The 26,752-nt window shown below is 33.1% G+C and carries 24 protein-coding genes; 16 read left to right on the top strand and 8 right to left on the bottom strand.

The features are described from left to right. Positions 1 to 16 precede the first annotated feature (16 nt). Both FN795_RS07900 and FN795_RS07895 read left to right on the top strand, forming a co-directional pair. Positions 17 to 655, top strand: a complete 639-nt coding sequence (locus FN795_RS07900; RefSeq protein WP_142450124.1) for a LysE family transporter — start codon at positions 17 to 19, stop codon at positions 653 to 655. A gap of 84 nt (positions 656 to 739) precedes the next feature. Further along, positions 740 to 1,066, top strand: coding sequence for an MGMT family protein (locus FN795_RS07895; protein ID WP_142450123.1), 327 nt, complete (start codon positions 740 to 742; stop codon positions 1,064 to 1,066). Here the strand turns inward: FN795_RS07895 and FN795_RS07890 are convergent. Both FN795_RS07890 and FN795_RS07885 read right to left on the bottom strand, forming a co-directional pair. Continuing rightward, positions 1,063 to 2,388: a sensor histidine kinase gene (locus tag FN795_RS07890; protein WP_142450122.1), complete on the bottom strand. Its 1,326-nt coding sequence runs from the start codon at positions 2,386 to 2,388 to the stop codon at positions 1,063 to 1,065. The two genes, FN795_RS07895 and FN795_RS07890, sit on opposite strands and share 4 nt — an antisense overlap. A gap of 163 nt (positions 2,389 to 2,551) precedes the next feature. Continuing rightward, positions 2,552 to 3,898, bottom strand: a complete 1,347-nt coding sequence (locus tag FN795_RS07885) for a sigma-54-dependent transcriptional regulator (protein ID WP_142450121.1) — start codon at positions 3,896 to 3,898, stop codon at positions 2,552 to 2,554. A 158-nt stretch (positions 3,899 to 4,056) separates the two neighbouring features. Between FN795_RS07885 and FN795_RS07880 the strand changes: the two genes are divergently transcribed. From FN795_RS07880 to FN795_RS07850, 7 genes are all read left to right on the top strand, one after another. After that, positions 4,057 to 5,301, top strand: coding sequence for an efflux RND transporter periplasmic adaptor subunit (locus FN795_RS07880; protein WP_142450120.1), 1,245 nt, complete (start codon positions 4,057 to 4,059; stop codon positions 5,299 to 5,301). Positions 5,302 to 5,440: 139 nt separating this feature from the next. Further along, entirely contained in the window at positions 5,441 to 6,148 is a 708-nt protein-coding gene (locus FN795_RS07875; protein ID WP_026727034.1) for an ABC transporter ATP-binding protein, read from the top strand. A 126-nt stretch (positions 6,149 to 6,274) separates the two neighbouring features. Continuing rightward, positions 6,275 to 8,707, top strand: a complete 2,433-nt coding sequence (locus tag FN795_RS07870) for an ABC transporter permease (protein WP_142450119.1) — start codon at positions 6,275 to 6,277, stop codon at positions 8,705 to 8,707. A gap of 300 nt (positions 8,708 to 9,007) precedes the next feature. Beyond that, complete coding sequence (locus FN795_RS07865) at positions 9,008 to 10,135, top strand: Mrp/NBP35 family ATP-binding protein (RefSeq protein ID WP_142450118.1); 1,128 nt, start codon at positions 9,008 to 9,010, stop codon at positions 10,133 to 10,135. 81 nt (positions 10,136 to 10,216) lie between these two features. Beyond that, positions 10,217 to 10,456, top strand: a complete 240-nt coding sequence (locus FN795_RS07860) for a NifU family protein (RefSeq protein WP_035646036.1) — start codon at positions 10,217 to 10,219, stop codon at positions 10,454 to 10,456. Between the two features lie 213 nt (positions 10,457 to 10,669). Then, positions 10,670 to 11,152 carry a hypothetical protein gene (locus tag FN795_RS07855; RefSeq protein WP_142450117.1) on the top strand — a complete coding sequence of 161 codons (483 nt, stop codon included), beginning with the start codon at positions 10,670 to 10,672 and terminating at the stop codon, positions 11,150 to 11,152. A 57-nt stretch (positions 11,153 to 11,209) separates the two neighbouring features. Beyond that, on the top strand, positions 11,210 to 11,527 hold the full coding sequence (locus FN795_RS07850) for a 2Fe-2S iron-sulfur cluster-binding family protein (RefSeq protein ID WP_035646041.1): 318 nt from the start codon (positions 11,210 to 11,212) through the stop codon (positions 11,525 to 11,527). Between the two features lie 50 nt (positions 11,528 to 11,577). Here the strand turns inward: FN795_RS07850 and FN795_RS07845 are convergent, their stop codons facing one another. Further along, on the bottom strand, positions 11,578 to 12,261 hold the full coding sequence (locus tag FN795_RS07845; protein ID WP_142450116.1) for a DUF6058 family natural product biosynthesis protein: 684 nt from the start codon (positions 12,259 to 12,261) through the stop codon (positions 11,578 to 11,580). Positions 12,262 to 12,542: 281 nt separating this feature from the next. Between FN795_RS07845 and FN795_RS07840 the strand changes: the two genes are divergently transcribed. Further along, complete coding sequence (locus FN795_RS07840; RefSeq protein ID WP_142450115.1) at positions 12,543 to 13,064, top strand: hypothetical protein; 522 nt, start codon at positions 12,543 to 12,545, stop codon at positions 13,062 to 13,064. A 42-nt stretch (positions 13,065 to 13,106) separates the two neighbouring features. Beyond that, positions 13,107 to 13,646, top strand: a complete 540-nt coding sequence (locus FN795_RS07835; protein WP_142450114.1) for a hypothetical protein — start codon at positions 13,107 to 13,109, stop codon at positions 13,644 to 13,646. Between the two features lie 99 nt (positions 13,647 to 13,745). Here the strand turns inward: FN795_RS07835 and FN795_RS07830 are convergent, their stop codons facing one another. From FN795_RS07830 to FN795_RS07820, 3 genes are all read right to left on the bottom strand, one after another. Continuing rightward, entirely contained in the window at positions 13,746 to 14,735 is a 990-nt protein-coding gene (locus FN795_RS07830; RefSeq protein ID WP_142450113.1) for an aspartate-semialdehyde dehydrogenase, read from the bottom strand. Between the two features lie 175 nt (positions 14,736 to 14,910). After that, entirely contained in the window at positions 14,911 to 15,285 is a 375-nt protein-coding gene (gene mscL / locus FN795_RS07825; protein WP_035646047.1) for a large conductance mechanosensitive channel protein MscL, read from the bottom strand. 66 nt (positions 15,286 to 15,351) lie between these two features. Next, complete coding sequence (locus FN795_RS07820) at positions 15,352 to 17,823, bottom strand: bifunctional UDP-N-acetylmuramoyl-tripeptide:D-alanyl-D-alanine ligase/alanine racemase (RefSeq protein ID WP_142450112.1); 2,472 nt, start codon at positions 17,821 to 17,823, stop codon at positions 15,352 to 15,354. A 132-nt stretch (positions 17,824 to 17,955) separates the two neighbouring features. Here FN795_RS07820 and FN795_RS07815 point away from each other — a divergent pair, with 132 nt between their 5' ends. Then, positions 17,956 to 18,561, top strand: coding sequence for a hypothetical protein (locus FN795_RS07815; protein ID WP_244289957.1), 606 nt, complete (start codon positions 17,956 to 17,958; stop codon positions 18,559 to 18,561). On the opposite strand, the gene FN795_RS07810 is transcribed toward FN795_RS07815, so the two are convergent. Next, positions 18,556 to 19,290, bottom strand: a complete 735-nt coding sequence (locus FN795_RS07810) for a porin family protein (RefSeq protein WP_244289956.1) — start codon at positions 19,288 to 19,290, stop codon at positions 18,556 to 18,558. The two genes, FN795_RS07815 and FN795_RS07810, sit on opposite strands and share 6 nt — an antisense overlap. A 226-nt stretch (positions 19,291 to 19,516) precedes the next feature. Between FN795_RS07810 and FN795_RS07805 the strand changes: the two genes are divergently transcribed. The 4 genes from FN795_RS07805 (at position 19,517) to FN795_RS07790 (ending at position 25,581) form a co-directional block, all read left to right on the top strand. Further along, on the top strand, positions 19,517 to 19,837 hold the full coding sequence (locus FN795_RS07805; protein WP_244289955.1) for a hypothetical protein: 321 nt from the start codon (positions 19,517 to 19,519) through the stop codon (positions 19,835 to 19,837). 158 nt (positions 19,838 to 19,995) lie between these two features. Continuing rightward, positions 19,996 to 22,203, top strand: a complete 2,208-nt coding sequence (locus tag FN795_RS07800; protein ID WP_142450110.1) for a TonB-dependent receptor — start codon at positions 19,996 to 19,998, stop codon at positions 22,201 to 22,203. Between the two features lie 171 nt (positions 22,204 to 22,374). Continuing rightward, positions 22,375 to 24,483 carry a prolyl oligopeptidase family serine peptidase gene (locus FN795_RS07795; RefSeq protein ID WP_142450109.1) on the top strand — a complete coding sequence of 703 codons (2,109 nt, stop codon included), beginning with the start codon at positions 22,375 to 22,377 and terminating at the stop codon, positions 24,481 to 24,483. A gap of 102 nt (positions 24,484 to 24,585) precedes the next feature. Beyond that, positions 24,586 to 25,581 (top strand): Gfo/Idh/MocA family protein, encoded by a 996-nt coding sequence (locus tag FN795_RS07790; protein WP_142450108.1) that lies wholly within the window; start codon positions 24,586 to 24,588, stop codon positions 25,579 to 25,581. A gap of 95 nt (positions 25,582 to 25,676) precedes the next feature. On the opposite strand, the gene FN795_RS07785 is transcribed toward FN795_RS07790, so the two are convergent. Then, the gene (locus tag FN795_RS07785; protein ID WP_142450107.1) at positions 25,677 to 26,645 is read right to left on the bottom strand and encodes an outer membrane beta-barrel protein; all 969 of its coding nucleotides are present in this window, start codon (positions 26,643 to 26,645) and stop codon (positions 25,677 to 25,679) included. Positions 26,646 to 26,752 lie beyond the last annotated feature (107 nt).

Genomic DNA, 26,752 nt, shown 5'->3' with positions numbered 1-26,752 from the left:
CCGATTTAATAACTGAATGACCTACCTTACTCCATTACTTTCAGGTTTTATTGCCGCTGCTATTGGGACAATTCCGCCGGGATTACTCAACATGACCGCTGCTAAAATAAAAATGAAAGAAGGGAAAAAGAATGCTTTATCGTTTGTAATCGGTGCTGTTTTCGTTATTTTTTTTCAGGCTTATGTCGCAGTATTATTTGCTCGTGTCATAGACAATCGGCCAGATGTTATAACGTTATTGCGTGAAGTTGGTTTTGTCATTTTTTCGATCTTAACTATTTACTTTTTGTTTATTGCCAAAGAACCAATAACAAAGAAAAAAACGAAGATTAAAAAGAGCAGCAAAAAAAGTCGTTTCTTTCTTGGGATGCTGCTTTCCGGACTGAATTTTTTCCCGATTCCGTATTATGTTGTAGTAAGCGTAACTTTGGCTTCATACAATCTTTTTGTATTCGAAAACACCATAATTGTCACCTTTGTATTAGGTTCTGTCCTTGGCGCTTTTGGAATTTTATACAGTTATATTGCTTTTTTTGGAAGAATAGAAAAGAAAACCGATTACTTCATGCGCAATATGAATACTATTATCGGAAGTATTACTGGTTTAGTAGCTGTTGCAACACTTTTTAATATTCTGAATTATTATTTCAAATAAAAATTCCACACTGATTTTATTGAATTAAGCAGATAAACACTAATTTTAAAATCCTTAAAATCTTTTTAATTAGTTGCAAAAAATATGGCTGAAGAAAATTTTTTCGAAAGAGTTTATGCCGTTGCAAGACAAATTCCGTACGGAAAGGTAACTTCTTATGGTGCAATTGCAAAAGCTTTAGGAACCGCTCGCTCTGCCCGAATGGTCGGCTGGGCAATGAATGCTTGTCATAATATGGATGATGTTCCTGCGCACAGAGTCGTAAACCGAAAAGGACTTTTGACAGGAAAACATCATTTTGACGGAACAAATTTAATGCAGCAACTTTTAGAAAACGAAGGCATTGAAGTTATTGACAACCAAATTATAGATCTCGAAAAACATTTTTGGGAACCTGAAGTTGACTTTTAAATCAAACAAATCACAAAACTTGTTCTATCTTCATCGGTTTGGTAGCTTAAATAGCCACCATGCGCTTCGATAATATTTTTAGAAAGTGTTAAGCCAATTCCGGCGCCATCTTTTCTGGTAGTGAAAAATGGAAGGAATACCTTATCCTGAATTTCTGGAGCGATTCCTTTTCCGTTATCTGAAATCGAAATGAAAAAACGATTATTTTCAGTATAACTCGAAACATACATTTTCTTTTCGGATTTTTCTTTTAATGCATGAATACTATTGGTAATCAAATTAATAATCACTTGTTCCATTTGATTTTTATCAATCATAATCGAGCGCGAACTATGACTTTCATTAATCAATTCGATATTTTCAGCTTTTAAAATCGGACTCATAATACGAAGACAATCGTCAAAAAGCGCATTTATTGACGTCATTTGTTTTGTTGGAGTCGGCAACATCGCCAATTTTCGGTAGTTTTCAACAAAAACCTGCAAATGATCACTCCTATTTATAATCGTCGAAATACTGCTTTTGATGTCTTCAAAATCGTCTTCTTCCAATTTTTCCTGATCGACAATGTGGAGTAAATTCTGCGAAAGCGCACGAATTGGCGTCAACGAATTCATTAATTCATGCGAAATAATTTTCATCAGATTGATCCAGGCTTCTTTTTCCTTTTTCTCAATAACGCGCTGAATGCTGTCCAATAAAATGATGAAATATTCTCGATTATAACTTTGCGTTCGCGAAGTCTGAAGCATAAAAGTCTGCAAATCCTGCTCTTCAATTTTTATTGAAATTGCCGATTTTAATTCGCTGAAATCAGTTTTCTCAATTTCGAAACAAAGCGACGGAAGATAATTTTTAAGGTATTTCCAATGACTCACTTTTGGCACTTTAAACAAATCTGAAAAACAGTCGTTCATCAAAAAAATATTCCAATCGTCATTTTCTTTTTCCAGAATCAAAGCGGCACTTTCAATATTGTTTAAAAGTGAACGATAGATTAATTCTTTCGAAATCTGTTCTTGTTGTTGTACTTTCAGTGTTTCATACAAAAGATAGAGACTTTCAAAATTGTCTTTTCTATTTTCTTCGGGAAAATTGGTTGTAAAATCATTTTGTAAAATCGAAAGCAAAGTTCTGTCATAAAACTGCAATTGATTTTTGACATAAAAATACATTTCGGCCAGCATTATAAAAACAAAAACACCAACCAAAATTGCGTTATAATAAAACATTTTATAAATCAGAAAAACGCAGAAAAAAAAGAGCATCATTACAAACAAGACTCTTACGAATAAAGCGTTATAAAATTTCCAGTTTTTCATTGTTTTTATTTTTTTATACTTAAATGATGATGAAAATTTAACCGCAAAGGTCGCAAGGATTTTACGCAAAGAACGCTACACATAGCTTTGCGAGCTTAATAAAGCAATTACAAACTGTACAAAAAATTACTTTGCGCGCTTTGCGGTTAAATTACACTCTAATTTAAATATTCTTCAAATCATATTTTTCAATTCTTCTGTACAAAGCAGCTCTCGACAATCCTAATTCTTCGGCTGTTTTTGAAATATTTCCGTGATGCTTAAAAAGCGCTTTTTCAATTGCTGTTTTCTCCAATTCAGACAATGGATTTTCATCATTTTCCTGAATTTCTTCAAAATCCAAAATATCAAGATCCTGAACTGAAATTATATTATTGTCGGCCAAAATCAACGCGCGTTCAATCTTATTTTGCATTTCACGAACATTTCCTTTCCAAGGATATTTTTCCAAATAAGGCGCTACATTATCTGCAAAACTCCAATTATCCTGATTGTACTTTTCAGCAATTTGATCGAGAACAAAATTTGCCATCGGAACAATATCTTCTTTTCGCTCGCGCAAAGGCGGTAAATTGATTTCCATTGTATTGATTCGGTACAGCAAATCTTCTCTGAAAATCTTGTTTTTTACCTCGGCTTTAATATCATTATTAGTTGCCGAAATTATTCGGACATTCAAAGGTCTTGCTTTGCTTTCGCCCAAACGCGTTACGGTTTTTGTCTGTAAAACGTGCAGTAATTTGGATTGTAAATGAAGCGGAATATTCCCAATTTCGTCCAGAAAAATAGTTCCGTTTTGAGCATTTTCAAATCGTCCTGCTGTATCTGTTTTTGCATCAGTGAAAGCACCTTTTGCATATCCAAAAAGTTCACTTTCAAACAAATTATCACTTAACGAACCTAAATCAACATGCACAAAAGGCTCATTTTTTCGATCTGAATTCTGATGAATAAACTCTGCAAAGACATATTTTCCGGTTCCGTTTTCACCTAAAATCAACACATTTGCGTCGGTTCTCGCAACTTTTTCAGCAATTGAATAGGCTTGTTTTATTTTTTGGGAAGTTCCGGTAAAATATCTTTTTTCGACTTTTTCAACAATCGGTTTTTTATTGTTTTTTCGGCTTTCGGCGACAGCCTTATCAATTGTTTCGAGCAATTTTTCGTTGTTCCAAGGTTTCAAAACATAATCAAAAGCACCCATTTTGATTCCTTCAACAGCAGTATCAATTTTCCCAAAAGCAGTCATTAAAATCACAATAGTATTTGGCGAAAGCATTTTTATTTCTTTCAGCCAATGAATTCCTTCGCGCCCATCTTCAAAACCAATTCGGTAATTCATGTCTAACAAAACCACATTTATGTCATTTTCACTTAAAGCCGTAATGATTTTTCTGGGACTATTTTCGGTAAAAATCGTTTCAAAATGCTTTTTGAGAATCATTTTTGCCGAAAAAAGAATTTCTTCCTGATCATCAACAACTAATATTTGGGCTTGTTTTTTTCTCATGCTTTCTTTTTTTGTTCGATTTTGAACGGTCAACTGTTCATTATCGAACACTCATTTTTTGGACTGTTTTCAGAACCTTCTTTAAAATCAATGCTTTACAAAAAATAAATTTTGTGGCACAATATTTACCTATTGGTAATCAGTAAATTATTTAAAAAATGGATAAGGTAATTCCTCGTAAAAATAGAAAATTTAGATATCTCACAATAGCAATTGGAGTTTTTTTAGTTTTGGCCGCAATCGTGTTTTTCTCGTTTAATACAAAAAGAAGTTTAAACGTAAAAGCCGAAGAGCTTTCGATCCAAAAAGTTGAAAAAGCTTTTTTTGAAGATTTTGTGGTTTTTCAGGCAAAAGTTGAGCCGCTCAACGTAATGCTTGTGAACGTTACAGAAGGAGGGTCTGTAAAAGAGATTTTTGTTGAAAACGGCGCAATGGTGACCAAAGGACAATCGCTGGCACGTTTGTACAATCCAAACACAGAATTGAATTACTTGACTCAGGAAACTGCAATTATTGAGCAAATCAACAACTTAAATACTGGAAAACTGAACATCAGAAATCAGGAATTGAATTTGAATAAAGATTTGGTTTTAATCGAACACGATTATAACGACGCCAAAAGATTATACGACATGAATTCGAAATTGTACGATAAAGATGTGATTTCGAAAAACGACTGGAATACTTTTAAGGAAAGTCTTCGTTTTCAGGAAGAGCGAAAAAGAACGATTCAGCAGAGTATTCAAAAAGAAAAACAATCGAATCAAGTTCAGATTTCGCAAATCAACCGTTCGATTCAGACTATGGAAAAAAGTTTGGATATTTTGAGAAACAACAAGAAAAACTTCTTGATTACTGCTCCAGAATCTGGCCGATTAACTTCATTTGAAGCTGTCTTAGGGCAGAATTTTCAGGCAGGTCAAAGCATCGGGAAAATTGATTCAAAACGTGGTTACAAACTGGCTGCCGATGTAGATGAGTTTTATTTGGAAAAAGTTCGCGAAGGCTTAAAAGGACAAGTAGAATTTAAAGGAAAAAACCTTGAAGTTATTGTCACCAAAGTAATTCCGGAAGTAAAAGGCGGACATTTTACAGTAGAATTGGCTTTTACATCTAAAGAAAATATCACTTTACAAGACGGACTTAGTTTTGGCGTAAAACTGATTTTATCAGAAAGAAATAAAATTTTAGTGCTGCCAAAAGGAAGCTTCAATCAGGAAACTGCAGGGAAATGGATTTTTGTAACAAAAGGAAATAAAGCCGAAAGAAGAAACATAAAATTAGGCAGAGAAAATCCTTCTTATTATGAAGTTCTGGAAGGATTAAAAGAAGGCGAATCTGTAATTACTTCATCATATACAGATTATAAAGACATTGAGGAGCTTTCTATTAGTAATGAATAAATTGTTTCAAGTTTCAGGTTTCAAGTTTCAAGTTTTACGTAACGAAAGAACCTGAAACCTAAAACTTCAAACAAAAAAAATAAAGTTTCAATCATCAATCAAAAAACGTAATTAACAACATTTAACACCTTTACAAAAAATGATAACAATTCAAAATTTAACCAAAGTTTTTAGAACAGAAGAAGTAGAAACATCAGCATTGAGCGGTATTTCTTTAGAAATTAAAAAGGGTGATTTTTTAACTATCATGGGGCCTTCAGGTTGTGGAAAATCGACTTTATTAAACATCATCGGGCTTTTAGACAGCGCTACTGATGGAAGTTATAAATTATTAGATCAAGAAATGATTGGTCTTAAAGAAAAAGGAAGAGCGCAGGTTCGCAAGGAAAATATCGGATTCATTTTTCAGAATTTCAACTTGATTGACGAACTTTCTGTTTACGACAATATCGAATTGCCTTTGCTTTACAACAACGTAAAAGCATCAGAAAGAAAACAAAAAATCGAAGCTATTGCTGAGAAATTGAATATTTCACATCGTTTGAAACATTTTCCGCAACAACTTTCTGGAGGTCAGCAGCAAAGAGTTGCCGTTGCAAGAGCTTTGGTTAACGATCCAAAAATCATTCTTGCCGATGAGCCAACAGGAAACTTAGACAGTAAAAACGGTAATGAAGTAATGGAACTTTTAACCGATTTACACGCAAAAGGCGCAACAATTTTGATGGTAACCCACTCTGATTACGATGCTTCGTTCTCGCAAAGAACTATTCATATGAAAGATGGTGTGATATTCTCTGAAAAATTAAACCAGAGAAATGTAGATGTTTTTATGGACGCTAAATAAAGAAAAGATGGTAAAATTTATCGTAGCAGCAATTGTAATTCTGGTAGAATTCGTCTGCAAAATATGGGCTTTGATTTAAAAAACTAATCGGGTTGCAAAACCTAAATAACTACAAAAAACACTACCATGATTTCTAACTGGTTTAAAATATTTATTTATCATTTGAAGCAAAACAAAATGTTTTCGTTTTTGAATGTTTTAGGATTAAGCATTGGGGTTGCCAGCGTAATCTTTGCGATTTTGTATTGGAACAATGAACATGCTTATGATCAATGGAATCCAAACAAAGAAAACGCTTATATGGTCTTGAACAAAATTGGCGCAACGGGCGATACTTGGGGATCAAATTCGATTCCGTTTGGAGAAACCTGTAAAGCAACAATTTCTGAGATTGAAAAAATCTGCTTCTTTAATACTTGGTATGACGAGGATATCATCAAATATCAAGGTCAAAAATTGATGGCGAAAAAGATTACCGTAAGCGACGAAAATTTCTTTGATTTTTTCCCTTTCGAAATCCTAAAAGGTGCTAAAACCAATATTTTAAAAGAAAAAAACAGCGTTGCACTCTCTGAAGAGCAAGCAAAATTGATTTTTAAAGACGACGATCCTATTGGAAAAGCGATCACATACAATACCGGAACGTATACTGTAAAAGCTGTTTATCGTATTATTTCGCCTTCGTCAATGGAGCCAAATTATGTTTTTAGCGGTGTAAAACGTGAAAATGATATTAACAGTTGGGGAAATTTCAATTACGGTTTATTAGTAAAGATCAAAAAAGGTGCTGATCCGGTTGCTGTTTTGAAGAAAATGCAAAACGTAAATTATGTAAACCGAACTTTAAAAGATGCCAAAGAAAACGGTCAGACTCCAGAACAATATGTAAAAGAAAATGGCGAAATCACAGTTATTTTAGACCAAATGCAAATGTCTCGTTTGCACGGAACAAAAAGTTCGGCAGGACAAAATTTTCCTGAAGGTGTAGGGAATCTAAAATTGCTTTACATCATGGCCGGCTTGTCTATTTTGATTTTGGTTTTATCATTGGTAAACTACATCAATTTAGCGACTGCATCGGCAATCAAACGTGCTAAAGAAGTTGGTGTTCGCAAAATTGTGGGCGCTACCAAAAACCAAATTATTACTCAATTTATATTTGAAACTGCAATAATTGTCGTACTTGCCATAGTGTTTGCACTTGCAATTGTAGAGCTTTCGTTGCCGTATTATAATACATTTTTGAAAAAGACTTTAACCATGAATGGGAGCGAATTTTACCTGCAACTTATTATGATTTTTGGATTAGTAATCATTCTTGCAGGTATTTTCCCAGCCATTTATATTTCAAATTTTGAGACTTTAAAAGTACTTAAAGGGAATTTTTCTAGAAGCAAAAGCGGTATCTGGATTCGTAACTCGATGCTTATTTTTCAATTCGGAATTGCAGCGTTTTTTATCATTGGCGCTTTGATTGTCAATTCGCAGGTTAATTATATGATGAACAAAGATCTTGGTTTTAGCGGAGATCAGGTAATTTCGATTCCGTACAACAAACCAGACAGACAAAAAAGAACGCAGCAATATGGCGTTGATAAACCAGAAATCAAAAAAATACCAGGAGTTTTAGACGTTACTACATTTGCAGGAAGCTTTGGTGGAAGCACAAATTCAAGTTCTGGATTTACGCATAACGGAATTTTTGTTCAGCCAAGAAATGCAGAAATCGATTTTGGTTTTCTGGAAATGATGAAAATCAAAATTGTTGAAGGACGTGATTTATCTCCAAAATTTGCTTCCGACACCGTGAGCAGTATGTTGATTAATGAAACACTTGCTAAAACTTTGAATTTAAAAAACCCAATAAATACCATAATTACTTCGGGTTGGTCTAAAAACGATAGTGGGAATTTGAAATTTAAAATCGTAGGTGTTGTTAAAGATTTTCATATTACAGGTTTACAAAACAAAGTTCCTCCAATGGTTTTTATAAACATCAAAACCTTGGGATGGAACAACTTCAATAATATTTTTGTAAAAGTATCACCAAATAATTTAACAGAAACGTTAGAAAAATTGAAATCATACTGGGCAAAAAATGTAAACCCAGATTATCCTTTTGAATATGAATTTGTTAACAAAGGATTTGCAAGAACATATCAGGAACAAATCAAGCAAAAAAACTTGTTTTTCATTCTAAATTTAGTCGTAATTATAATTGCTGTGTTCGGATTGTTTGCTTTGGCATCATTTTCGATGGAAAGAAGACTGAAAGAAATTGCAATCAGAAAAACATTGGGCGCAGAAACTGACATTTTGCTTAAAGAATTATCTAAACAATATGTCTTATTCTGTTTGCTTGGATTTGGAATCGGAATCGGTCCTGCTTATATTTTATTACAAAAATGGCTAGAGGATTACGCATTCAGAATCAATATTTCGACTTTGCCATTTTCAATCGCATTAGTTTCATTACTGTTTTTAACTTTGTTGATTGTTTTGACAAAAGCATATCAAGTAACTAAAATCGATGTTTTGAAATACCTAAAATACGAATAACTTGTAGACCATTTTTTTTAAGAAACCCACCAAATCAAATCTTGGTGGGTTTCTTTTTTCTATTTTTAAATCAAATTCTTTGCTTCTTTAATCTAAAAATTGTTTCTAATTATTTTCTGCTTTCCTCTATCTCTTTCAAAAAATCACAACTCCATCATTTTGAATAATTTCAATATCAATAAATACGATTCAAAAAAAGTAAGAATCCGAACTTAATCTGTTATCTTTGCAGTCTGAAACAAGTTTAAATAAACATAGTACTTAAATAAGTTTCATCATTAGAAAACACCTACATTAAAAATGAAATTAGATAGAAAAGAAATTCTTAAAGCTTTAGAAACCATTACTATAGCTGGAGAAGGAAAAAATATGGTTGAAAGCGGTGCTGTTGCCAACGTGATTACATTTGGCGATGAAGTTGTAGTCGATTTAGTACTTCATACACCTGCAATGCACATCAAAAAAAGAGCAGAAGACGATGTTAAAAAAACAATTCACGAATTGATCTCTGCCGATGCAAAAATCAAAGTAAACATTAAAGTTGAAGTTCCTGAAAAAGTCGAAATCAAAGGTCGTGCTATTCCTGGAATCAAAAATATTATCGCTGTTGCCTCTGGAAAAGGAGGAGTTGGAAAATCAACTGTTACCGCAAATCTTGCCGTAACACTTGCAAAAATGGGATTCAAGGTTGGAATTTTAGATGCTGATATCTACGGGCCTTCAATGCCAATTATGTTTGATGTTGAAAACGAAAAACCAATTTCGATTACAGTTGATGGAAAATCTAAAATGAAACCAGTTGAAAGTTATGAAATCAAAATACTTTCTATTGGATTTTTTACTGCACCAAGCCAGGCAGTAATTTGGAGAGGGCCAATGGCAGCAAAAGCTTTAAACCAAATGCTTTTTGATGCTGATTGGGGAGAACTTGATTTCATGCTTCTTGATTTACCTCCAGGAACGGGAGATATTCACCTTTCAATTATGCAGTCGCTTCCTATCACAGGTGCGGTTGTGGTAAGTACACCACAAGCTGTTGCACTTGCTGATGCTAAAAAAGGAGTTGCAATGTTCATGCAGGACAATATCAATGTTCCGGTTTTAGGAATTGTTGAAAACATGGCCTACTTTACTCCAGAAGAATTACCAAATAATAAATATTATATCTTTGGACAAGAAGGAGCAAAAAATCTTGCTGCTGACTTAGATGTACCGTTTTTAGGTGAAGTTCCAATTGTACAGTCTATTCGTGAAGCAGGAGATTACGGTCGTCCGGCAGCTTTGCAAACAGCATCAGTAATTGAAACTGTTTTTGAAGAAATCACTCGAAATGTTGTACAGGAAACAGTAAACAGAAACGAAAGCTTACCAGCAACAGAAGCCATTAAAATTACAACGATGGCAGGATGTTCAGCAGTGAAAAAATAATTAGATAATGAGATAATGTGCCAATTAGATAATGAATTAAATTTTCTAATTGACACATTATCTAATTGACACATTAATATTATGACAACAGAAGAATTAACAAATAACGTTTTATTAGCTTTAGACGAAATAAGGCCATTTTTAAAATCTGATGGCGGAGATATTACGCTAGTTTCGATTGACGAAGATAAGCATGTAAAAGTTCGTCTTGAAGGCGCATGCATTAGCTGCAGCGTAAACCAAATGACTTTGAAAGCCGGAGTTGAAACTACAATTAAAAAATATGCACCACAAATTGAAACTGTGGTAAATATCATGTAGTGAATCGTTTTTTCTTAGCATTTAAGATTTTTAATTATTAACAAGAATAGTATTTCTTTTGCGTGTTTTTCTTATTATTTTTAATAAAAACACGCAAAATTAAATCGAATATTGCGCATTTAACAAAAAAGAACATAAAGATTTAAGAGTTTTAGTTGCGTTGTTTTTACTTATTTAACTTAAATTTGTAAAATAACCCTAAATCATAAATTTATGAAACACTATTACACTTTATTTTTATTGTTGTTTTTTGTATCGGTAAATTATGCTCAGCAAGCACAAACTTTAATTGTTGACAAGGCTTGGGTAAATGAAGCAGAAGAATGGTCGGATTTTAAATTTTCAGGACAAATAGTTTTTAACACTAGCACGACTAATGAAGAAGGCAGCTTAAGAATTGGAAACTATGATTTTTTATATGATTTTGCCGAAGGGAAAGCGAAATTTGCTAATAAAGCAACTTACAGCACAGCTGAATTTTCACATCCAAGAAAAGTCTCTGTAACAACAGACAAACAAGGAGTTGTAAATTCTACATACGAAGGAACATTAATCTTTCAAGGTGACAGAGATTATTATTCTGTCATTGCTGTAGTAACGCTACTTGAAAAAGGCGGTACTATGCTGGGGGTAAAAATGCATCTTAAAGATAATGCACAAAAAGAATACGCATTTAGCATAAAACCAACAAGTTAAAATAAACCAGGATTTTTTCACGTTATAAAATCCTACATTAAAATTCCCATAATTAAAATGGATGTATTAATAAAGATTAAGGATCGAGAAGGAGTTATTCATGAATTACAGGCTCCTACTGATATGGCAATGAATATAATGGAGTTATGCAAAGCATACGAACTTCCTGTTGAAGGAACTTGTGGTGGAATGGCCATGTGCGCTTCTTGCCAGTGTTATGTTCTAAATGATATTGCATTACCTGAAATGGGAGACGAAGAAGAAGCCATGCTTTCGGAAGCATTTTACGTTAAATCTAATAGTCGTTTAGGCTGTCAGATACCAATTACTACAGATTTAGAAGGACTTGAACTAGAACTTGCTCCGGAATATTAAAAAATAGAAAAGCGAGAATTTATTGATTCTCGCTTTTTTTATATTGTATTTTAATCATATTTCTTAATCAAATCTTCCAGAGAAAATTCTCTAAGTAACTTATCCAAATATTTCCCTCTGCTACTCAATTCTCTTTGATACGGTGCAAAATTACTCGTTGATTTGTTTAATTCGATATTTAATTCTCTCAAGTACATTTCATCCTCTTTCGTCAATAGTGAAGATTTTTGCTCAATAAATTTTAAAATCTTTTTAATAGCAATTTCTTTCTCTATTATAGCAACCTCATCATTGTTTAAAGTACAGATTCCGTAAACACCTTTACAGAAGTAATCCCATTCTTCTTCTAATGCCTTTTCAATTTTTTCATTATCAATATTTTGATTTTCATCAAAAACATTTCCGTATGCAAATGTTTTATAGTCATGGTTTTTCAGATTTGACAATAAATTTTCTTTAAACTCTTTTTTAAATTTTTCACGATTTAAATTATTCGAATTAACTTCTATAAGTCGCAAAACGCTTGGATGAAAATAATTCTTTTCAATTATAATTTTATGATTGTCGTTTAAAGAAGAGCTTATTGTAATTTCTGAATTTATAACATAGGAAGGATGTTGAACAAGCTTGCTTTCAATTAATTCATTCAATTTTTCCGAAGAGATATTTGTTGTTTTAATCACTTCTTCAAATTCTATATAATTGTCTTCAATATATTTTAGATTCTTATCCATTTTTTTTTAGCAAGATACAAATGCTGTTGCAAATAATCGTTTTCTATTAAGCTGAAGTTTAGTTCCATATATTTTCTGCTATACAAAATTAATTCGGTAGTAAAACTTAAATAATCATTACAAGTTTTAAAACTATCATATTAAGCTATTTTAAATGCCTTATTATATTATTCTTTTGTCTCTCAAAGCTATTTGCTAAAACACTTTAAAAATACTTTTGCAGAAATTCTAAGGATATAAAAATAAATCTATTCTTCATTTAATCAATAATCTAAAACAAAATGAACAAATTTCTAAATTACATAAGTATTGCAATTTTAGCTTTCACATTATTTTCATGCAACAAAAATGAATGGACACCAGAAAAAGAAGCCGAGTTTAAAAAAGATTTAAAAGACAGTTTACAAATTAAAGCAAAAGGATTAGCATCAAAAGATCAAATAAATTCGATGGTCGATTGTTATGTTGAGAAGTTGAAAATAAAAGGCTTAAAACCTAATATTGATAAAACACCTGAAAATTCAAAAATAGCGAAGCAACTGAGTCAAGAATGCTACCAAGAAGTAATGAAAAGCACATGGAATTCAAAAACGGAAGAGTTTTTCAAAACGGGCTTAAAAAAAAGCTACATCCAAAATGGTTTTAAAAACGATGAGGCTTCTATCCTTACAGATTGTATCATTGCAAAACTAAAAGAACAAAATATATCACCTGTAGATTTAAAAAAAGATCCCAAAAAAATTATTGTGGCTAAAAAAATCGTACTGGCTTGTGAAGAAGAATTAGAAAAAGAGAATAATTAAAAAACAACTATAGCTTATCAAATCTATTTAATATTCAATTAAATGAACAAATTTCTAAATTACATTAGTATTGCAGTTGTAGCTTTCACATTATTTTCATGCAATAAAAATGAGTGGACACCAGAAAAAGAAGCCGAGTTTAAAAGAGGATTAAAAGATGGCCTGGAGGAGAAAGCAAATGGAATGTGCACCAAAGAGCAAATTGATTTTATAGCTGATTGTTCTTTTGAAAAAATCAAGAGTAATAACTACAAACCAAAGGATCTTAAAACACCAGGGATTGTATTACATATCAAACAACTAACACAAGAATGTACAAAAGAGGTGTTTTTAAAAAACAAATCAAAAACAGGAGAAAGTGCTTGGACCCCTCAAACAGAAAAAGGATTTAAAGCCCTTATAAAAGATAAATTTATAAATAGTGGTACCAACATTAAAGATGCTATATTTATGGCAGAATGTACCATGGCTAAATTAAAAGAACAAAATTTAGGACCTGCCGAAATACAAGATCCAAAAAATGCTACTATTGCTTTTGAGGCAGGAAAATCTTGTAGGGAAGAGTTAATGAAAAAGAAATAATTTTTTCAAATTAGAGATTTATAGTATTCAAAAAAGCCGTAATCACATCACTGCAATTACGGCTTTTTCTTTATAACAATTTTCTTTAATCTCTCAGATTTAAACCAAACCCGCTTGAATTAAATATTCAGCAATTTGGATTGTGTTTGTTGCTGCACCTTTTCTTAAGTTATCAGCAACAATCCACATGTTTAATGTGTTTGGCTGGCTTTCGTCACGACGGATTCTTCCAACAAAAACATCATTTTTACCTTCAGCATATAATGGCATTGGGTATGTGAATGTATCTAAATTATCCTGCACTACTACTCCATCAGTATGGTGCAAAATTTCACGAACTTCGTTCACATCGAAATCATTTGTAAACTCAACGTTTACAGCTTCACTGTGTCCGCCAACAACTGGTACACGAACTGCAGTAGCCGTAACTCTAATAGTGTTGTCACCAAGAATTTTTTGAGTTTCGCGAACTAATTTCATTTCTTCTTTAGTGTATCCGTTTTCTTCAAAACTGTCGCAATGTGGAATCGCATTTCTGTGAATTGGATATTTGTAAGCCATATCGCCTTGAATTCCTGCGTACTCATTTTCTAATTGTTTTACTGCTTTTACACCAGTTCCAGTGATTGATTGGTAAGTCGAAACAATAATTCTTTTAACGTTGTATTTTTTATGCAAAGGCGCCAATGCCAATACCATTTGAATAGTAGAGCAGTTTGGGTTTGCAATAATTTTATCTTCTTTAGTTAAAACTGAAGCATTGATTTCAGGAACTACTAATTTCTTAGTCGGATCCATTCTCCAAGCTGATGAGTTGTCAATAACAGTTGTTCCTGCAGCAGCAAATTTTGGAGCCCACTCTAATGAAGTATCTCCTCCAGCAGAAAAAACTGCGATGTCAGCTTTCATATCTACAGCAGTCTGTAAACCAACAACTTTATATTTTGTTCCCTTATATTCAATTTCTTTTCCAACTGATCTTTCTGATGCAACAGGAATTAATTCTGTAACAGGAAAATTTCTTTCTGCTAAAACTTTAAGCATTACTTCGCCAACCATTCCGGTAGCACCTACAACTGCAATTCTCATTTTTATATTTTTAAATAATTTTATAATCAAATTTGTACTGCAAAAATAAGTATAATAAAAGTCTCGGCAAGGCGATTCACAAAAAATAACAAAATGTTATAAAACAAACATTTTGTAAAAAAACCGTCTCTTTAGAAGACGGTTAAGTTAGACTTAGTGTAGCGGTATTATATTTTTATTTATTTTTTAATAAATCTCTAATTTGAGTAAGCAATTCTTCTTGCGTTGGTCCGGCTGGCGGAGCTGGAGCTTCTTCTTTTTTAAGTTTATTTACTCCTTTAATTACTAAGAATAAAACAAAAGCAACAATAACAAAGTTAATTACTGCCGACAGAAAGAGACCGTATTTTACACCGCCAAAAGCGGTAAGGTCTTGAATTTTTTCTAAATGCGCAGCTTCTAAAGCCGGTTTTAATACTAGTGGCGTAATTACATCTTCAATAAATGAACTTACAATTTTACCAAATGCCGCTCCAATAATTACTGCAACAGCAAGATCAACCACGTTGCCTTTTATTGCAAATGCCTTAAATTCAGAAAAAAATCCCATAATTGTTCCTTTTTAGTTTATAATAATTATACCGAAAATACGTAATTTTCCTGAAAGTTCTTAAAATTATCTGAAAAATACCCGTTTAACACGTTGCGAAATACTGGTCATAATCTCGTATGGAATTGTTTTTAAAGCTTCCGCCATTTCAATAACAGTTGGGCTTTCGCCAAAAATAATCACTGAATCACCTTCTTTACAATTGATATTACTCACATCGACCATTAACATATCCATACAAACACTTCCGACAATATTGGCTTTTTGATTTTTGATCGTTACAAAACCTATTTCATTTCCCCATAATCTGGAAATTCCGTCAGCATAACCTATTGGAATTGTGGCAATTTTTGTTTCTTTTTCGGCCATAAAACGGCGTCCGTAACCTACGCTGTCACCACTTGGAATTGTTCGGATTTGAGAAATAATTGATTTTAATGTTCCAACATTTTCCAAATATTTTTGTTCCGATGAATCGTTAGAAACTCCGTACAAGCCAATTCCCAAACGTACCATATTATATTGTGCATTCGGGAAATTACTGATTCCCGAAGTATTCAGAATATGACGAATCGGGTTTATATTTAATTCCGACATTAATTTGGATGATAATTTCTCAAATAAACCTATTTGCTTTTCAACAAAACCAAAATGTTTTGGATCATCGCTTGTTGCCAAATGCGACAAAATACTTTGCACCCGAACGCTTGAATTGTTTTTCAAAGTCTGAATCAATTCGTCGATTGTATTTTCTTCAAAACCCAAACGATGCATTCCTGTATCCATTTTAATGTGAATCGGGAAATCTTTTAAATTCTTTTCTTTGGCAATTTTCAAAAAGGCATTTAATCCTTTTAAACTATAAATTTCTGGTTCTAATTTGTATTGAATAATCGACGGAAAGCTTGTAGATTCGGGATTCAGAACCATAATTGGTAATTTGATTCCGCCGTTTTTCAGCGAAATTCCTTCATCGGCGAAAGCCACACCTAAATAATCCACTTTATGATGTTCCAGTAATTTGGCAATTTCCAAACCTCCATTTCCATAACCGAAAGCTTTTACCATCACCATGATTTTTACATCATCTGCGAGTTTTGATTTGTAATAATTCAAGTTATGACTGATGGAATCCAAGTTGATTTCCAAAACCGTTTCATGCGTTTTTTCTTCAAGAAGTGAAACAATTTCTTCAAACTGAAAAGATCTTGCGCCTTTAATCAAAATCGTTTCATTGCTGAAATTCAAACTTTCAAATGCTTCAATAAATGATGCTGTATCCTGAAAGGCAATACAATTTGAAAATTTGTCCTTAAAAGAAGAAATCGTTGGCCCGATACCAATTACGCGATTGATTTTATTAGCTGAAACCAATTGTGAAACTTTAGAATATAATTCTTCATTTGAAAATCCGCTTTGAAAAATATCCGAAAGAATTACTGTTTTTGTTGCGTTCTTTTTTTGCTGACTTTCCAGAAAATCCAAAGCAATTTTAAGCGACTGAAAATCGGAACTGTAACTATCATCAATTATACTGCAATTGTTGATTCCGTTTTTGACTTCAAGACGCATTTGAACCGGATACAACATTTGTACGCGATTTTGAATGGTTTTGGAATCATATTTAAAATAAAGCAAAACCAACAAACATGAAATCGCATTTTCAACTGAAGCCGAATCATTAAATGGAATTTCTAAATCGGAAGCTTTATCTTCATATTGATATTGAATAATTGTTAATTCGTTTTTAGTTTCTTTTTTCAGAATAAAAACATCGGCAGAATTATCTTTAAAACTCCATGAAAAAAATGTTCTGTCTGGAATTGGATTCTCTGCAGAAAAATCGGCGAGACATTTATCAACAAGTTCGTTTTTTTGATAAATAATGACATTGGTATTTTTGAAAAGCAAAAGCTTCTCCTTTATTTTTTGCTCCAAATTCTCAAAACCTTCATCGTGCGCAGAACCAATGCTTGTTAAAACACCAATATTAGGTTTGATGATTTTTTCAAGCTTTTCCATTTCATTCACCGTTGAAATACCGGCTTCAAAAATGCCCAGATTGTGTTTTTCATTTATCGCAATAACAGATAAGGGAACACCAACCTGAGAGTTGTAACTTTTAGGACTTCGGATAATATTATAATCGGGACTTAACAGAAAATTAAGCCATTCTTTTACGATTGTTTTTCCGTTGCTTCCGGTTAAACCTATGATAGGAAAGTCAAATAAATCTCTGTAGTAACTGGCAAATTGCTGCAAAGCGTTTAAAGTGTTTTTTACCACCAAAAAATTAGCTTTGCCTTTTACACTTTCAGGAATGTATTGAACAGCAAAATTTTGAACTCCTTTTTCAATAAGTTCTTCAATATATAAATGAGCATCATTGTTTGAGCCTGAGAGAGCAATGAACAAAGTTTTAGATCCGTTTTGCAGTGAACGGCTGTCAATTGAAATATGATCGATAAAAACATCTGTATTTGATCCAATCCATTCAGCATCAAAAACCGGAATAAGACTTTTTAAATTTATGCTCATTTTGAAATTCTTTTTGTCAAATTTAAAACATTAATGGTAGAAAAAAGTTGTTATTTTCTTAAAAAAACTGCCTCTTCACAATCTATATTTATATTTGTTTATATTTGTTTTTAGACCACAAAAAACCACGTTTTGAAAAAAATACTGCCTTTATTCTCCTATATATTGCATCCGATTTTTATCTCGATGTATGCCACTTTATTTTATCTTTTTTGCAAAGAAGATGCTTTTACTAATCAGGAAAAATATTTCGTTTTATTTCAAATTCTGATTATTACGGTTTTGGTTCCGGTTTTATTTTACTTACTATTAAAATCAACAGGACATGTGACTTCTGTTATGGTTCATGAAACTTCGCAACGAAAAATCCCATTGATACTGCAGTGTTTTTTGTACATTTTATTAGTAAAACGAAGCATTATAATTACTCGTTATCCAGAATTACATTTCTTCTTTCTTGGCGCATTGTTTAGCACAATTTTAGCCTTGGTTTGCTCTTTATTTAATATAAAAGCAAGTCTTCATGTAGCGGCAATTAGCGGTCTTGCGATTTTTGTAATTGGTCTTAATATGCATTTGCAAATGCAAAATCCGTATTGGTCGGCACTTTTAATTTTACTTACTGGTGTTGTTGCTTCTTCCCGACTGGAAATGCAGGCACATACTCCTAAAGAAATTTTGATTGGATTATTGGTTGGCGTTGCGCCGCAGGTTCTCTTTCTATTTTTATGGCTATAAAATGTAGAAAATCAACCCAACATTCATTGCTTTCATATGTACCTTTTCGCCAGAAACTGTAGAAACCGAATTAAACAAAGGATTTAAGCCGTAATACGCGTAAATATTCCATGTATTATAACCTGTTGCGAGGTAAATTCCGTATTGAAAGGTATTGACATCCGGATTATTAGATATTTTATAAGTGTTTTCTCCATCGTCTAAAATCGATTTGCTGGAGAAAATATAACTCATTTTTACGCCTCCGTAAATTCGCCAGAATTTAGTGCTTTCATAAGTTGAATTTCGCCATCTGAATTCGATCGGAAGATCAACAGAATATTGTCTATATCGGTTTGAAACAAATTCACCGTAATCATTTACACCATAAATTGGAGCTCCTTGCGTATCTTCAGAAACCGTGAAATTCTGGTAAAAGTTCTGATAGCTCAATCCTAATCCGGCTGCAATGGCAATCGTTCTGCTTTTATTTATTGGCATATCACGCAAGAATCCGGCAGAAAGTCCGGCAGAAAATTTATCTTGTTTCAAACGCTCCGGTGTATTTACCAAAAGATTGTATGCAATAGAAAAATAAAACTGATCTTCACGATATAAAGAATCGATTTTAATCACGGGTTTGATTTCCGGCTTTACTTCAGTTTGTGAAAAAACGTTCAAAAACGAAACAAAAAACAAACAAGTAAAGAATAATCGCATATCGAATTTTGGTTTTAAGGAGGTTTTCAAGTTCAAACGTTTTTTGCTGTAAATTTATTTCACATACAAATATAATATAATGCCAGCTGAAGATATGATTTGAAAACAATTATTCTCTTTTTCAGGCAGAACAAAAGCATTTGTTGCACTTTTTTCAATAAATCTGCAACAGAAACTAAAAAATGGCCCATTTTTTCAATCCGCTTTTATACCTTTGTCCTGTATGAAAAGAAAACAGCTCATAATAAGTCTTTCCATGACGCTGACAATATTGTTCTCAATATTGTTTCAGTCCATACACAGTTTTGAGCATATTGTAAAACAACTTTCAGAGAAGCAATGTCACCACGATTATAATGATCCAAGTGGCGAAATAACGCATCAGCATCACAATTACGACTTATGTTATGTTTGTAATTTTGCTTTTGGAAGTTATACTATTGCTGAAACTTTTTCTTTTCAATTTCGTGTCTTTCATAAAGAAATCCCTTATTTCTTTTCGTATTCAGAAAATATCAGCTCGTTTTCAGAAACAGCTTATTTACTTCGGGGACCTCCTGCTGCTATAGTTTCTTAAGTTTCGATTATTCGAAAAAATCACATTTCTTTTAATTTAAAATTCAAATTACATTGAGTTTCCTAATCCTATTTAAATAATCAGGATTAGAATGCTTTACTGTTTGTTTTGTTTTTTCCATGTGAAAGAAAATAAATTAACTATAGCATCATTACCAAATGAAAAAAATACTATTAGCCCTAATCTTGGGTTTTTCGAGCATGCTTTCTGCTCAAAATTCGGTTTCAGGAATTGTAACCGACAATCAAAATCAGCCAATGCCAGGCGTTTCAGTATATGCGCCCGAATTACATAAAGGAACAACAACAGACGCAAACGGAAAATATGAAATGAACAATCTTCCGAACGGAAGTTTACGCCTTGCTTTCAATTTCGTTGGTTATGCCAATCAAAATCAAACTATTGCAAAACTTGCAAAAGAAAACACTTTAAACATTACACTTTTACAATCAATTATGGAAATGGATGAAGTAGTCGTTTCTACTCCATTTAACAAATTGCAATCGCAAAACGTAATGAAAATTGAGCACGAAAGCATTAAAACATTACAGCAAAAAGGAACCTCAACTTTAATTGAAGGTTTGGCTACAATTCCGGGAGTTTCTCAGATTTCGACCGGAACTTCTATCGGAAAACCAGTAATTCGCGGACTAAGCGGAAATCGTGTTTTAGTGTATTCACAAGGCGTTCGAATAGAAAATCAACAATTTGGAGACGAACATGGTTTGGGCTTAAATGATGCCGGAATTGAAAGTGTGGAAGTTATAAAAGGGCCAGCTTCTTTATTATATGGTTCAGATGCTTTAGGCGGCGTTTTATATTTCAATCCAGAAAAATTTGCTGATGCTGGCGATTTTAAAGCTAATTTCAGTCAAAAATATTTCACTAATACACAAGGAAGCAATTCGTCTATCGGATTAAAAACTTCAACAGATAACTGGAAATTTTTAGCACGCGGAAGTTACAACACGCATTCAGATTATAAAATTTCAGGAGGCGATCGCGTAACGAATTCACGTTATAATGAAACCGATTTTAAAACCGGAATTGGTTACAGCAATTCAACTTTTTCAAGTGTTTTAAGATACAATTACAACAAACTTGATATTGGAATTCCAGAAGAAGGAATTGCCGAACAATCGTCAAGCAAAGACACTGAATTTCCGAGACAAGGTATTTTCAACCATTTATTAAGTTTGAACAATACCGTATTTTTTGAAAACTCAAAACTGGATGTTGATTTAGGTTATATCTCCAATGACCGAAGCGAATTTGAAGACAGCAACGAAGCTTCTCTTCACATGAAATTGAATACTTTCAATTACAACGCAAAATATCATTTTCCGAAATTTGGAAAAATTGAAACTATTTTAGGTGTTCAGGGAATGCATCAAACGAATACAAATTCGGGTGAAGAGTATTTGATTCCAGATGCCACAACTAACGATTTTGGTGTTTTTGGAACTGCAAATTACGAATGGAATAACAGCGTTTTACAAGCAGGATTACGTTTTGATAACAGAAATATCAACTCCATTGCGCACGGAACAGAAGGTGAAGAAGGTTATTTTCAGGCATTAGACAGATCATTCGACAGTTTTAATGCTTCATTAGGATATAAAACAAAATTAGCTGAACCATTGACGCTTCGTTTGAATGTTGCTTCAGGATTTAGAGCACCGAATTTAGCCGAATTGACTTCAAATGGAGTTCATGAAGGAACAAACCGTTACGAAATTGGAAATGCTGATTTGAAAACAGAACAAAATGTTCAAACTGATTTAAACCTGGAATACAAAAATTCGCATTTTGAGTTTTTCGTCAACGGATTTTACAATCACGTAAACAACTACATTTATACTTCGCCAACTGGAGAAATTTTAGATAATAATGATGTTTTTGCTTATGTTCAGGATAATGCTAAATTATTTGGTGGGGAAGCTGGATTGCATATTCACCCACATCCGTTAGACTGGCTTCATTTTGAAACTAGTTTTGAAACCGTAACAGGCAAAAAAGAGAATGATGATTATTTACCTTTGATTCCTGCAAACAACTGGAATAATACGCTTAGAACAGAATTCAATATCAAAAATTGGTTAAGTGAAGGTTTTGCTTCTTTGAATGTTTCTTCTACTTTCAGTCAAGATAATGTTAGTGGTTTTGAAACGGCTTCGAAAGGTTATACTTTGGTAAATTTAGGTTTTGGAGGAACTGTTAAACTAGGAAAAACGGCTTTTGATGTAAATTTAAACGGAAACAATTTATTCGATAAAAAATACATTGCACACCTTTCAAGATTAAAAACAGACGGTATTCCAAATATTGGAAGAAACATCGTTTTGGGAGTTAATTTCAATTTATAATTTTTATTTAACCGCAAAAACGCTAAGAGAAAGCGCAATCCCGATAGCTATCGGGAGCGAAGTTTTAATTTGCTTTGCGTGCCTTGCGTAAAACTCCTTGCGTGCTTTGCGGTTAAATATTCTCCACTCTCACAAAAAGTGCTATTTTTGTTAAAACCGACAAACTTAAATATGAAAAAAACATTTTTACTAATGGCAATTACAACTGCAGGAATTTCATTTGGACAAAATAAAATTCAATATCCTGAAACCAAAAAAGGCGAAACTGTTGATGTTTATTTTGACACAAAAGTAAGCGATCCTTACCGCTGGCTTGAAGACGACAAATCGGCTGAAACCGGAGCTTGGGTTAAAGCTCAAAATGAAGTTACTTATGGTTATTTAGATAAAATTCCGTTTAGAAACGAGCTAAAAACTCGTATGGAAAAACTTTGGAATTATGAAAAAATAGGTGCTCCGTCTAAAGAAGGAAAATTTACTTATTATTCAAAAAACAACGGACTTCAAAACCAATCTGTTGTTTACAGAAAAGATCAAAATGGCAAAGAAGAAGTTTTCTTAGATCCGAATACTTTTTCTAAAGACGGAACAACTTCCCTTGGCGGACTAGATTTTTCTGAAGATGGTTCAAAAGCTGCTTATGCAATTTCTGAAGGCGGAAGCGATTGGAGAAAAGTAATTATCATTGATGCCGTTTCTAAAAAAGTTTTGGAAGATACTTTGGTTGATGTAAAATTCAGCGGGATTTCTTGGCACGGAAATGAAGGTTTCTATTACTCAAGTTACGACAAACCAAAAGGAAGCGAACTTTCAGCAAAAACAGATCAGCACAAATTGTATTTCCACAAATTGGGAACTTCTCAAAAAGAGGACAAAGTAATTTTTGGTGCCGATCAAAAAAGAAGATATGTGGGCGGTTATGTTACTGAAGACAATCATTATTTAGTGATTTCTGCAGCGAATTCGACTTACGGAAATGAATTGTACATCAAAGATTTGACTAAACCAAATAGCCCGATTGTAACAATTGTTGACAATTTCAATAGTGACAATAGTATTATTGAAAACGAAGGAAGCAAGTTATTCATTGAAACCGATTTTAACGCTCCAAACAAACGTGTTGTAACAGTTGATGCAGCAAATCCAAAACCGGAAAACTGGAAAGATTTCATCAAAGAAACGCAAGATATTTTATCGCCTTCAACAGGTGCAGGATATTTTTTCGCTAATTATACGAAAGACGCCGTTTCATTTGTACAACAATATGATTATAACGGAAAATTAGTTCGTGAAATCAAACTTCCTGCAATTGGAACTGCTAGCGGATTTGGCGGAAAAAAGAACGAAAAAATCTTGTATTACACTTTTACTAATTATACAACACCAGCCAGTATTTACTCATTTGAACCAAAATCTGGAAAATCTGAAATTTATCAAAAACCAAAAGTAGATTTCAAAAGTGAAGATTATGAGTCAAAACAAGTTTTTTACACTTCAAAAGACGGCACAAAAGTTCCGATGATTATTACTTATAAAAAAGGAACAAAATTAGACGGTAAAAATCCAACAATCCTTTACGGTTACGGCGGATTCAACATTAGTTTAACTCCAAGTTTCAGCATTTCAAATGCCGTTTGGATGGAAAACGGAGGTGTTTATGCAGTTGCCAATTTAAGAGGTGGCGGTGAATATGGAAAAAAATGGCACGATGCAGGAACAAAACAGCAAAAACAAAATGTATTTGATGATTTTATCGCTGCTGCTGAATATTTAATTGCTCAAAAATATACCTCATCTGATTATTTAGCAATCCGTGGAGGTTCTAATGGAGGTTTATTAGTTGGCGCAACTATGACACAACGCCCTGATTTAATGAAAGTAGCTTTACCAGCAGTTGGAGTTATGGATATGCTACGTTACAATGCTTTTACTGCGGGTGCAGGATGGGCGTTTGATTACGGAACTTCTCAGGACAACAAAGAAATGTTCGAATATTTAAAAGGATATTCTCCAGTTCATAATGTAAAACAAGGAACTCATTATCCTGCAACAATGGTAACAACTGGAGATCATGATGATCGTGTAGTTCCGGCGCACAGTTTTAAATTTGCTTCTGAATTACAAGAAAAACAAGCTGGAGAAAATCCGGTTTTGATTAGAATTGATGTTAAAGCTGGTCACGGCGCAGGAAAATCTGTTGCTGCTACAATTCAGGAAAATGTAGACATTCAGGCTTTCACACTTTACAATATGGGTTTTAAAGCTTTGCCAAAAAAGTAAGACTTTAAACTGATTTTTTTTTAGCCACGAATTCACGAATTTATTTTTGTGAATTCGTGGCTAACTTTTTTCCTCAAATTTGAATAACTAAAAAACCAAACAATGAAAATTATAAAATGGGGAATTATCGGCTGTGGTAATGTGACCGAAGTAAAAAGCGGGCCTGCTTTTCAGAAGGCATCAAACTCTGCTTTAGTTGCTGTTATGCGCAGAGATGCTGCGCTTGCCGAAGATTACGCTAAACGCCATAATGTTCCCAAATGGTATTCAAATGCTGAAGATTTAATCAATGATCCCGAAGTTGATGCGGTTTACATTGCTACGCCTCCATCTTCTCATAAAGAATACACTATCTTATGTGCCAAAGCAGGAAAACCGGTTTATGTCGAGAAACCTATGGCACTGACTTTCGAAGAATGCAACGAAATGATTTCTGCCTGCAAAGAGCATAATGTTCCTTTATTTGTTGCTTATTACAGAAGAGCATTACCTCGATTTTTAAAAATCAAAGAAATAATTGATCAAGGAAAATTAGGAAACATTCGACACGTAAATTGCGTTTTATATCATCCTTTTGAAGAACGTTATGATGATGAAATCAACCTTCCGTGGACTGTTTTACCTCATATTTCAGGAGGTGGAATTTTCGTCGATTTAGCCTGTCATACTTTAGATTTTCTGGATTTTGTTTTAGGTCCGATAAAATCTGTTCGTGGACATGCGACTTCCCAACTATTAGCTTATCCAGCCGAAGATTCAGTTTCAATGTCGTTTTTATTCGAAAACGGAATTCACGGATCTGGAATATGGAACTTTGCGAGTTTTGAGCGTTATGACAATACTGAAATTGTCGGAGATAAAGGAAAAATCTCGTTTTCGACTTTTGGAAATGACCCTATTCATATTCAATATACAAATGGAGAAAAAGAAAGTATTTTGATTGAAAATCCGCTTCATATTCAGCAGCCATTTATTGAAACTGTGATTGCTGAACTTTTAGGAGAAGAAAATGCTTCACCATCAAAAGGAATTTCTGGAGCTAGAACAACTTGGGTTATTGATGAAGTTTTAAAGGAGTTTAGGAATTCTTCCAAATAGTTATTGTTTCGTTTCTTTTAATAACAAAAGTGAGCATAAAAAAAGAGGATATTCTTCCGAATATCCTCTTTTGAAAATATAAAAACTTTGGAAAATTATAGGCTGTATTTAAGACCTACTGTTAATCCTAAACCTGAAATACCAACGTAAGAACTTAACTCATCCATTGGTTTTGACTGATCAACTCCATTTGGATTTGTTAAAGCATTATTAGAAGTTGTATCTAAATGATCAACATAATGTGTATGGTTTGAAGCTGTAGAACCAACTCTAAAGTTTGTATTAGTATTTAATTTATCTACACCATTTTCAGTATAAATTGTTGTTTCTTTAGATTTTCCGTGTACTGTAAAGTTACGGTACTCTAATTCCGCAAACGCAGAAATATGTTTTCCTAATTTATAAGAAGTTCCTAAAGCTGCCATAAAACCAAGTGTAGCATTAGGCTTAACTACATCTTTTGAGTAAGCATCTGTTGCTGCAACTTGATTAGCACCTGCAAATGAAGTGTATTGTCTGTCAGTTTTAATATCTAAAGTACCATGAATAGGAACAATAACTCCAACTTTAGTATAAGGCTCAAAACCGTGAGCTTCTCCTAAGAACATTACAATTGCTGGAGCTAAATCAAAAGCTTTGATTTGTCCTTCAGCTGTAAAGCTTACATAGGTAGCAACTGGGCTAGTAGCCGGGTTATATGAAATAAGTCTGTTTGTAGTTTGAGCCATTGTTTTCTCATTACTGATATAGTAATTAGCAGACATTTCAACTCCTAAACGTGTAGAAAAACGATATCCAGCAGTAATTCCACTTCTGAAACCTTGTCCAAAAGATCCTGTTACACTTTCTCTCGAAACCAATTTATTGTTTGCTAAAGTACCAGCATAAACATCTCTGTTAGGTAACTGTCCTCCAACAACTGGAAATTCTGTAGAAGCTGTTTGGTTAAAATAAGATCCACCTAATTTAAAATACCAGCTTTCTGGTTTGTCTGCTTTTTCTGTCTGCGCCATTGTAGCCATAGAGCAAACTAATAATCCTAATAAAAATAGGTTCTTTTTCATAATTCTGATTTAATTAATTTATACAAACTTAGAATATTTTAACATATTCTTTTGGTCTGCATTGTTAGACTTGGAACGAAATCGTTGTAATTTCGGGCAATATTACT

Source organism: Flavobacterium resistens (assembly GCF_900182645.1).
GTDB classification, from domain to species: Bacteria; Bacteroidota; Bacteroidia; order Flavobacteriales; family Flavobacteriaceae; genus Flavobacterium; species Flavobacterium resistens.
Note: the sequence above shows the minus strand (reverse complement) of the source record. Positions and strands in the feature narration are given on the sequence as shown.

Bases quoted from the DNA above. Each gene is read 5' to 3' on its own strand.
- FN795_RS07865 (WP_142450118.1), top strand. From the start codon at position 9,008: ATGAAATTAGATAGAAAAGAAATTCTTAAAGCTTTAGAAACCATTACT.
- FN795_RS07870 (WP_142450119.1), top strand. From the start codon at position 6,275: ATGATTTCTAACTGGTTTAAAATATTTATTTATCATTTGAAGCAAAAC.
- FN795_RS07850 (WP_035646041.1), top strand. From the start codon at position 11,210: ATGGATGTATTAATAAAGATTAAGGATCGAGAAGGAGTTATTCATGAA.
- FN795_RS07805 (WP_244289955.1), top strand. From the start codon at position 19,517: ATGACGCTGACAATATTGTTCTCAATATTGTTTCAGTCCATACACAGT.
- FN795_RS07830 (WP_142450113.1), bottom strand. From the start codon at position 14,735: ATGAGAATTGCAGTTGTAGGTGCTACCGGAATGGTTGGCGAAGTAATG.
- FN795_RS07900 (WP_142450124.1), top strand. From the start codon at position 17: ATGACCTACCTTACTCCATTACTTTCAGGTTTTATTGCCGCTGCTATT.
- FN795_RS07790 (WP_142450108.1), top strand. From the start codon at position 24,586: ATGAAAATTATAAAATGGGGAATTATCGGCTGTGGTAATGTGACCGAA.
- FN795_RS07845 (WP_142450116.1), bottom strand. From the start codon at position 12,261: ATGGATAAGAATCTAAAATATATTGAAGACAATTATATAGAATTTGAA.
- FN795_RS07880 (WP_142450120.1), top strand. From the start codon at position 4,057: ATGGATAAGGTAATTCCTCGTAAAAATAGAAAATTTAGATATCTCACA.
- FN795_RS07895 (WP_142450123.1), top strand. From the start codon at position 740: ATGGCTGAAGAAAATTTTTTCGAAAGAGTTTATGCCGTTGCAAGACAA.
- FN795_RS07800 (WP_142450110.1), top strand. From the start codon at position 19,996: ATGAAAAAAATACTATTAGCCCTAATCTTGGGTTTTTCGAGCATGCTT.
- mscL (WP_035646047.1), bottom strand. From the start codon at position 15,285: ATGGGATTTTTTTCTGAATTTAAGGCATTTGCAATAAAAGGCAACGTG.
- FN795_RS07820 (WP_142450112.1), bottom strand. From the start codon at position 17,823: ATGAGCATAAATTTAAAAAGTCTTATTCCGGTTTTTGATGCTGAATGG.
- FN795_RS07855 (WP_142450117.1), top strand. From the start codon at position 10,670: ATGAAACACTATTACACTTTATTTTTATTGTTGTTTTTTGTATCGGTA.
- FN795_RS07885 (WP_142450121.1), bottom strand. From the start codon at position 3,898: ATGAGAAAAAAACAAGCCCAAATATTAGTTGTTGATGATCAGGAAGAA.
- FN795_RS07785 (WP_142450107.1), bottom strand. From the start codon at position 26,645: ATGAAAAAGAACCTATTTTTATTAGGATTATTAGTTTGCTCTATGGCT.
- FN795_RS07795 (WP_142450109.1), top strand. From the start codon at position 22,375: ATGAAAAAAACATTTTTACTAATGGCAATTACAACTGCAGGAATTTCA.
- FN795_RS07890 (WP_142450122.1), bottom strand. From the start codon at position 2,388: ATGAAAAACTGGAAATTTTATAACGCTTTATTCGTAAGAGTCTTGTTT.
- FN795_RS07840 (WP_142450115.1), top strand. From the start codon at position 12,543: ATGAACAAATTTCTAAATTACATAAGTATTGCAATTTTAGCTTTCACA.
- FN795_RS07875 (WP_026727034.1), top strand. From the start codon at position 5,441: ATGATAACAATTCAAAATTTAACCAAAGTTTTTAGAACAGAAGAAGTA.
- FN795_RS07835 (WP_142450114.1), top strand. From the start codon at position 13,107: ATGAACAAATTTCTAAATTACATTAGTATTGCAGTTGTAGCTTTCACA.
- FN795_RS07860 (WP_035646036.1), top strand. From the start codon at position 10,217: ATGACAACAGAAGAATTAACAAATAACGTTTTATTAGCTTTAGACGAA.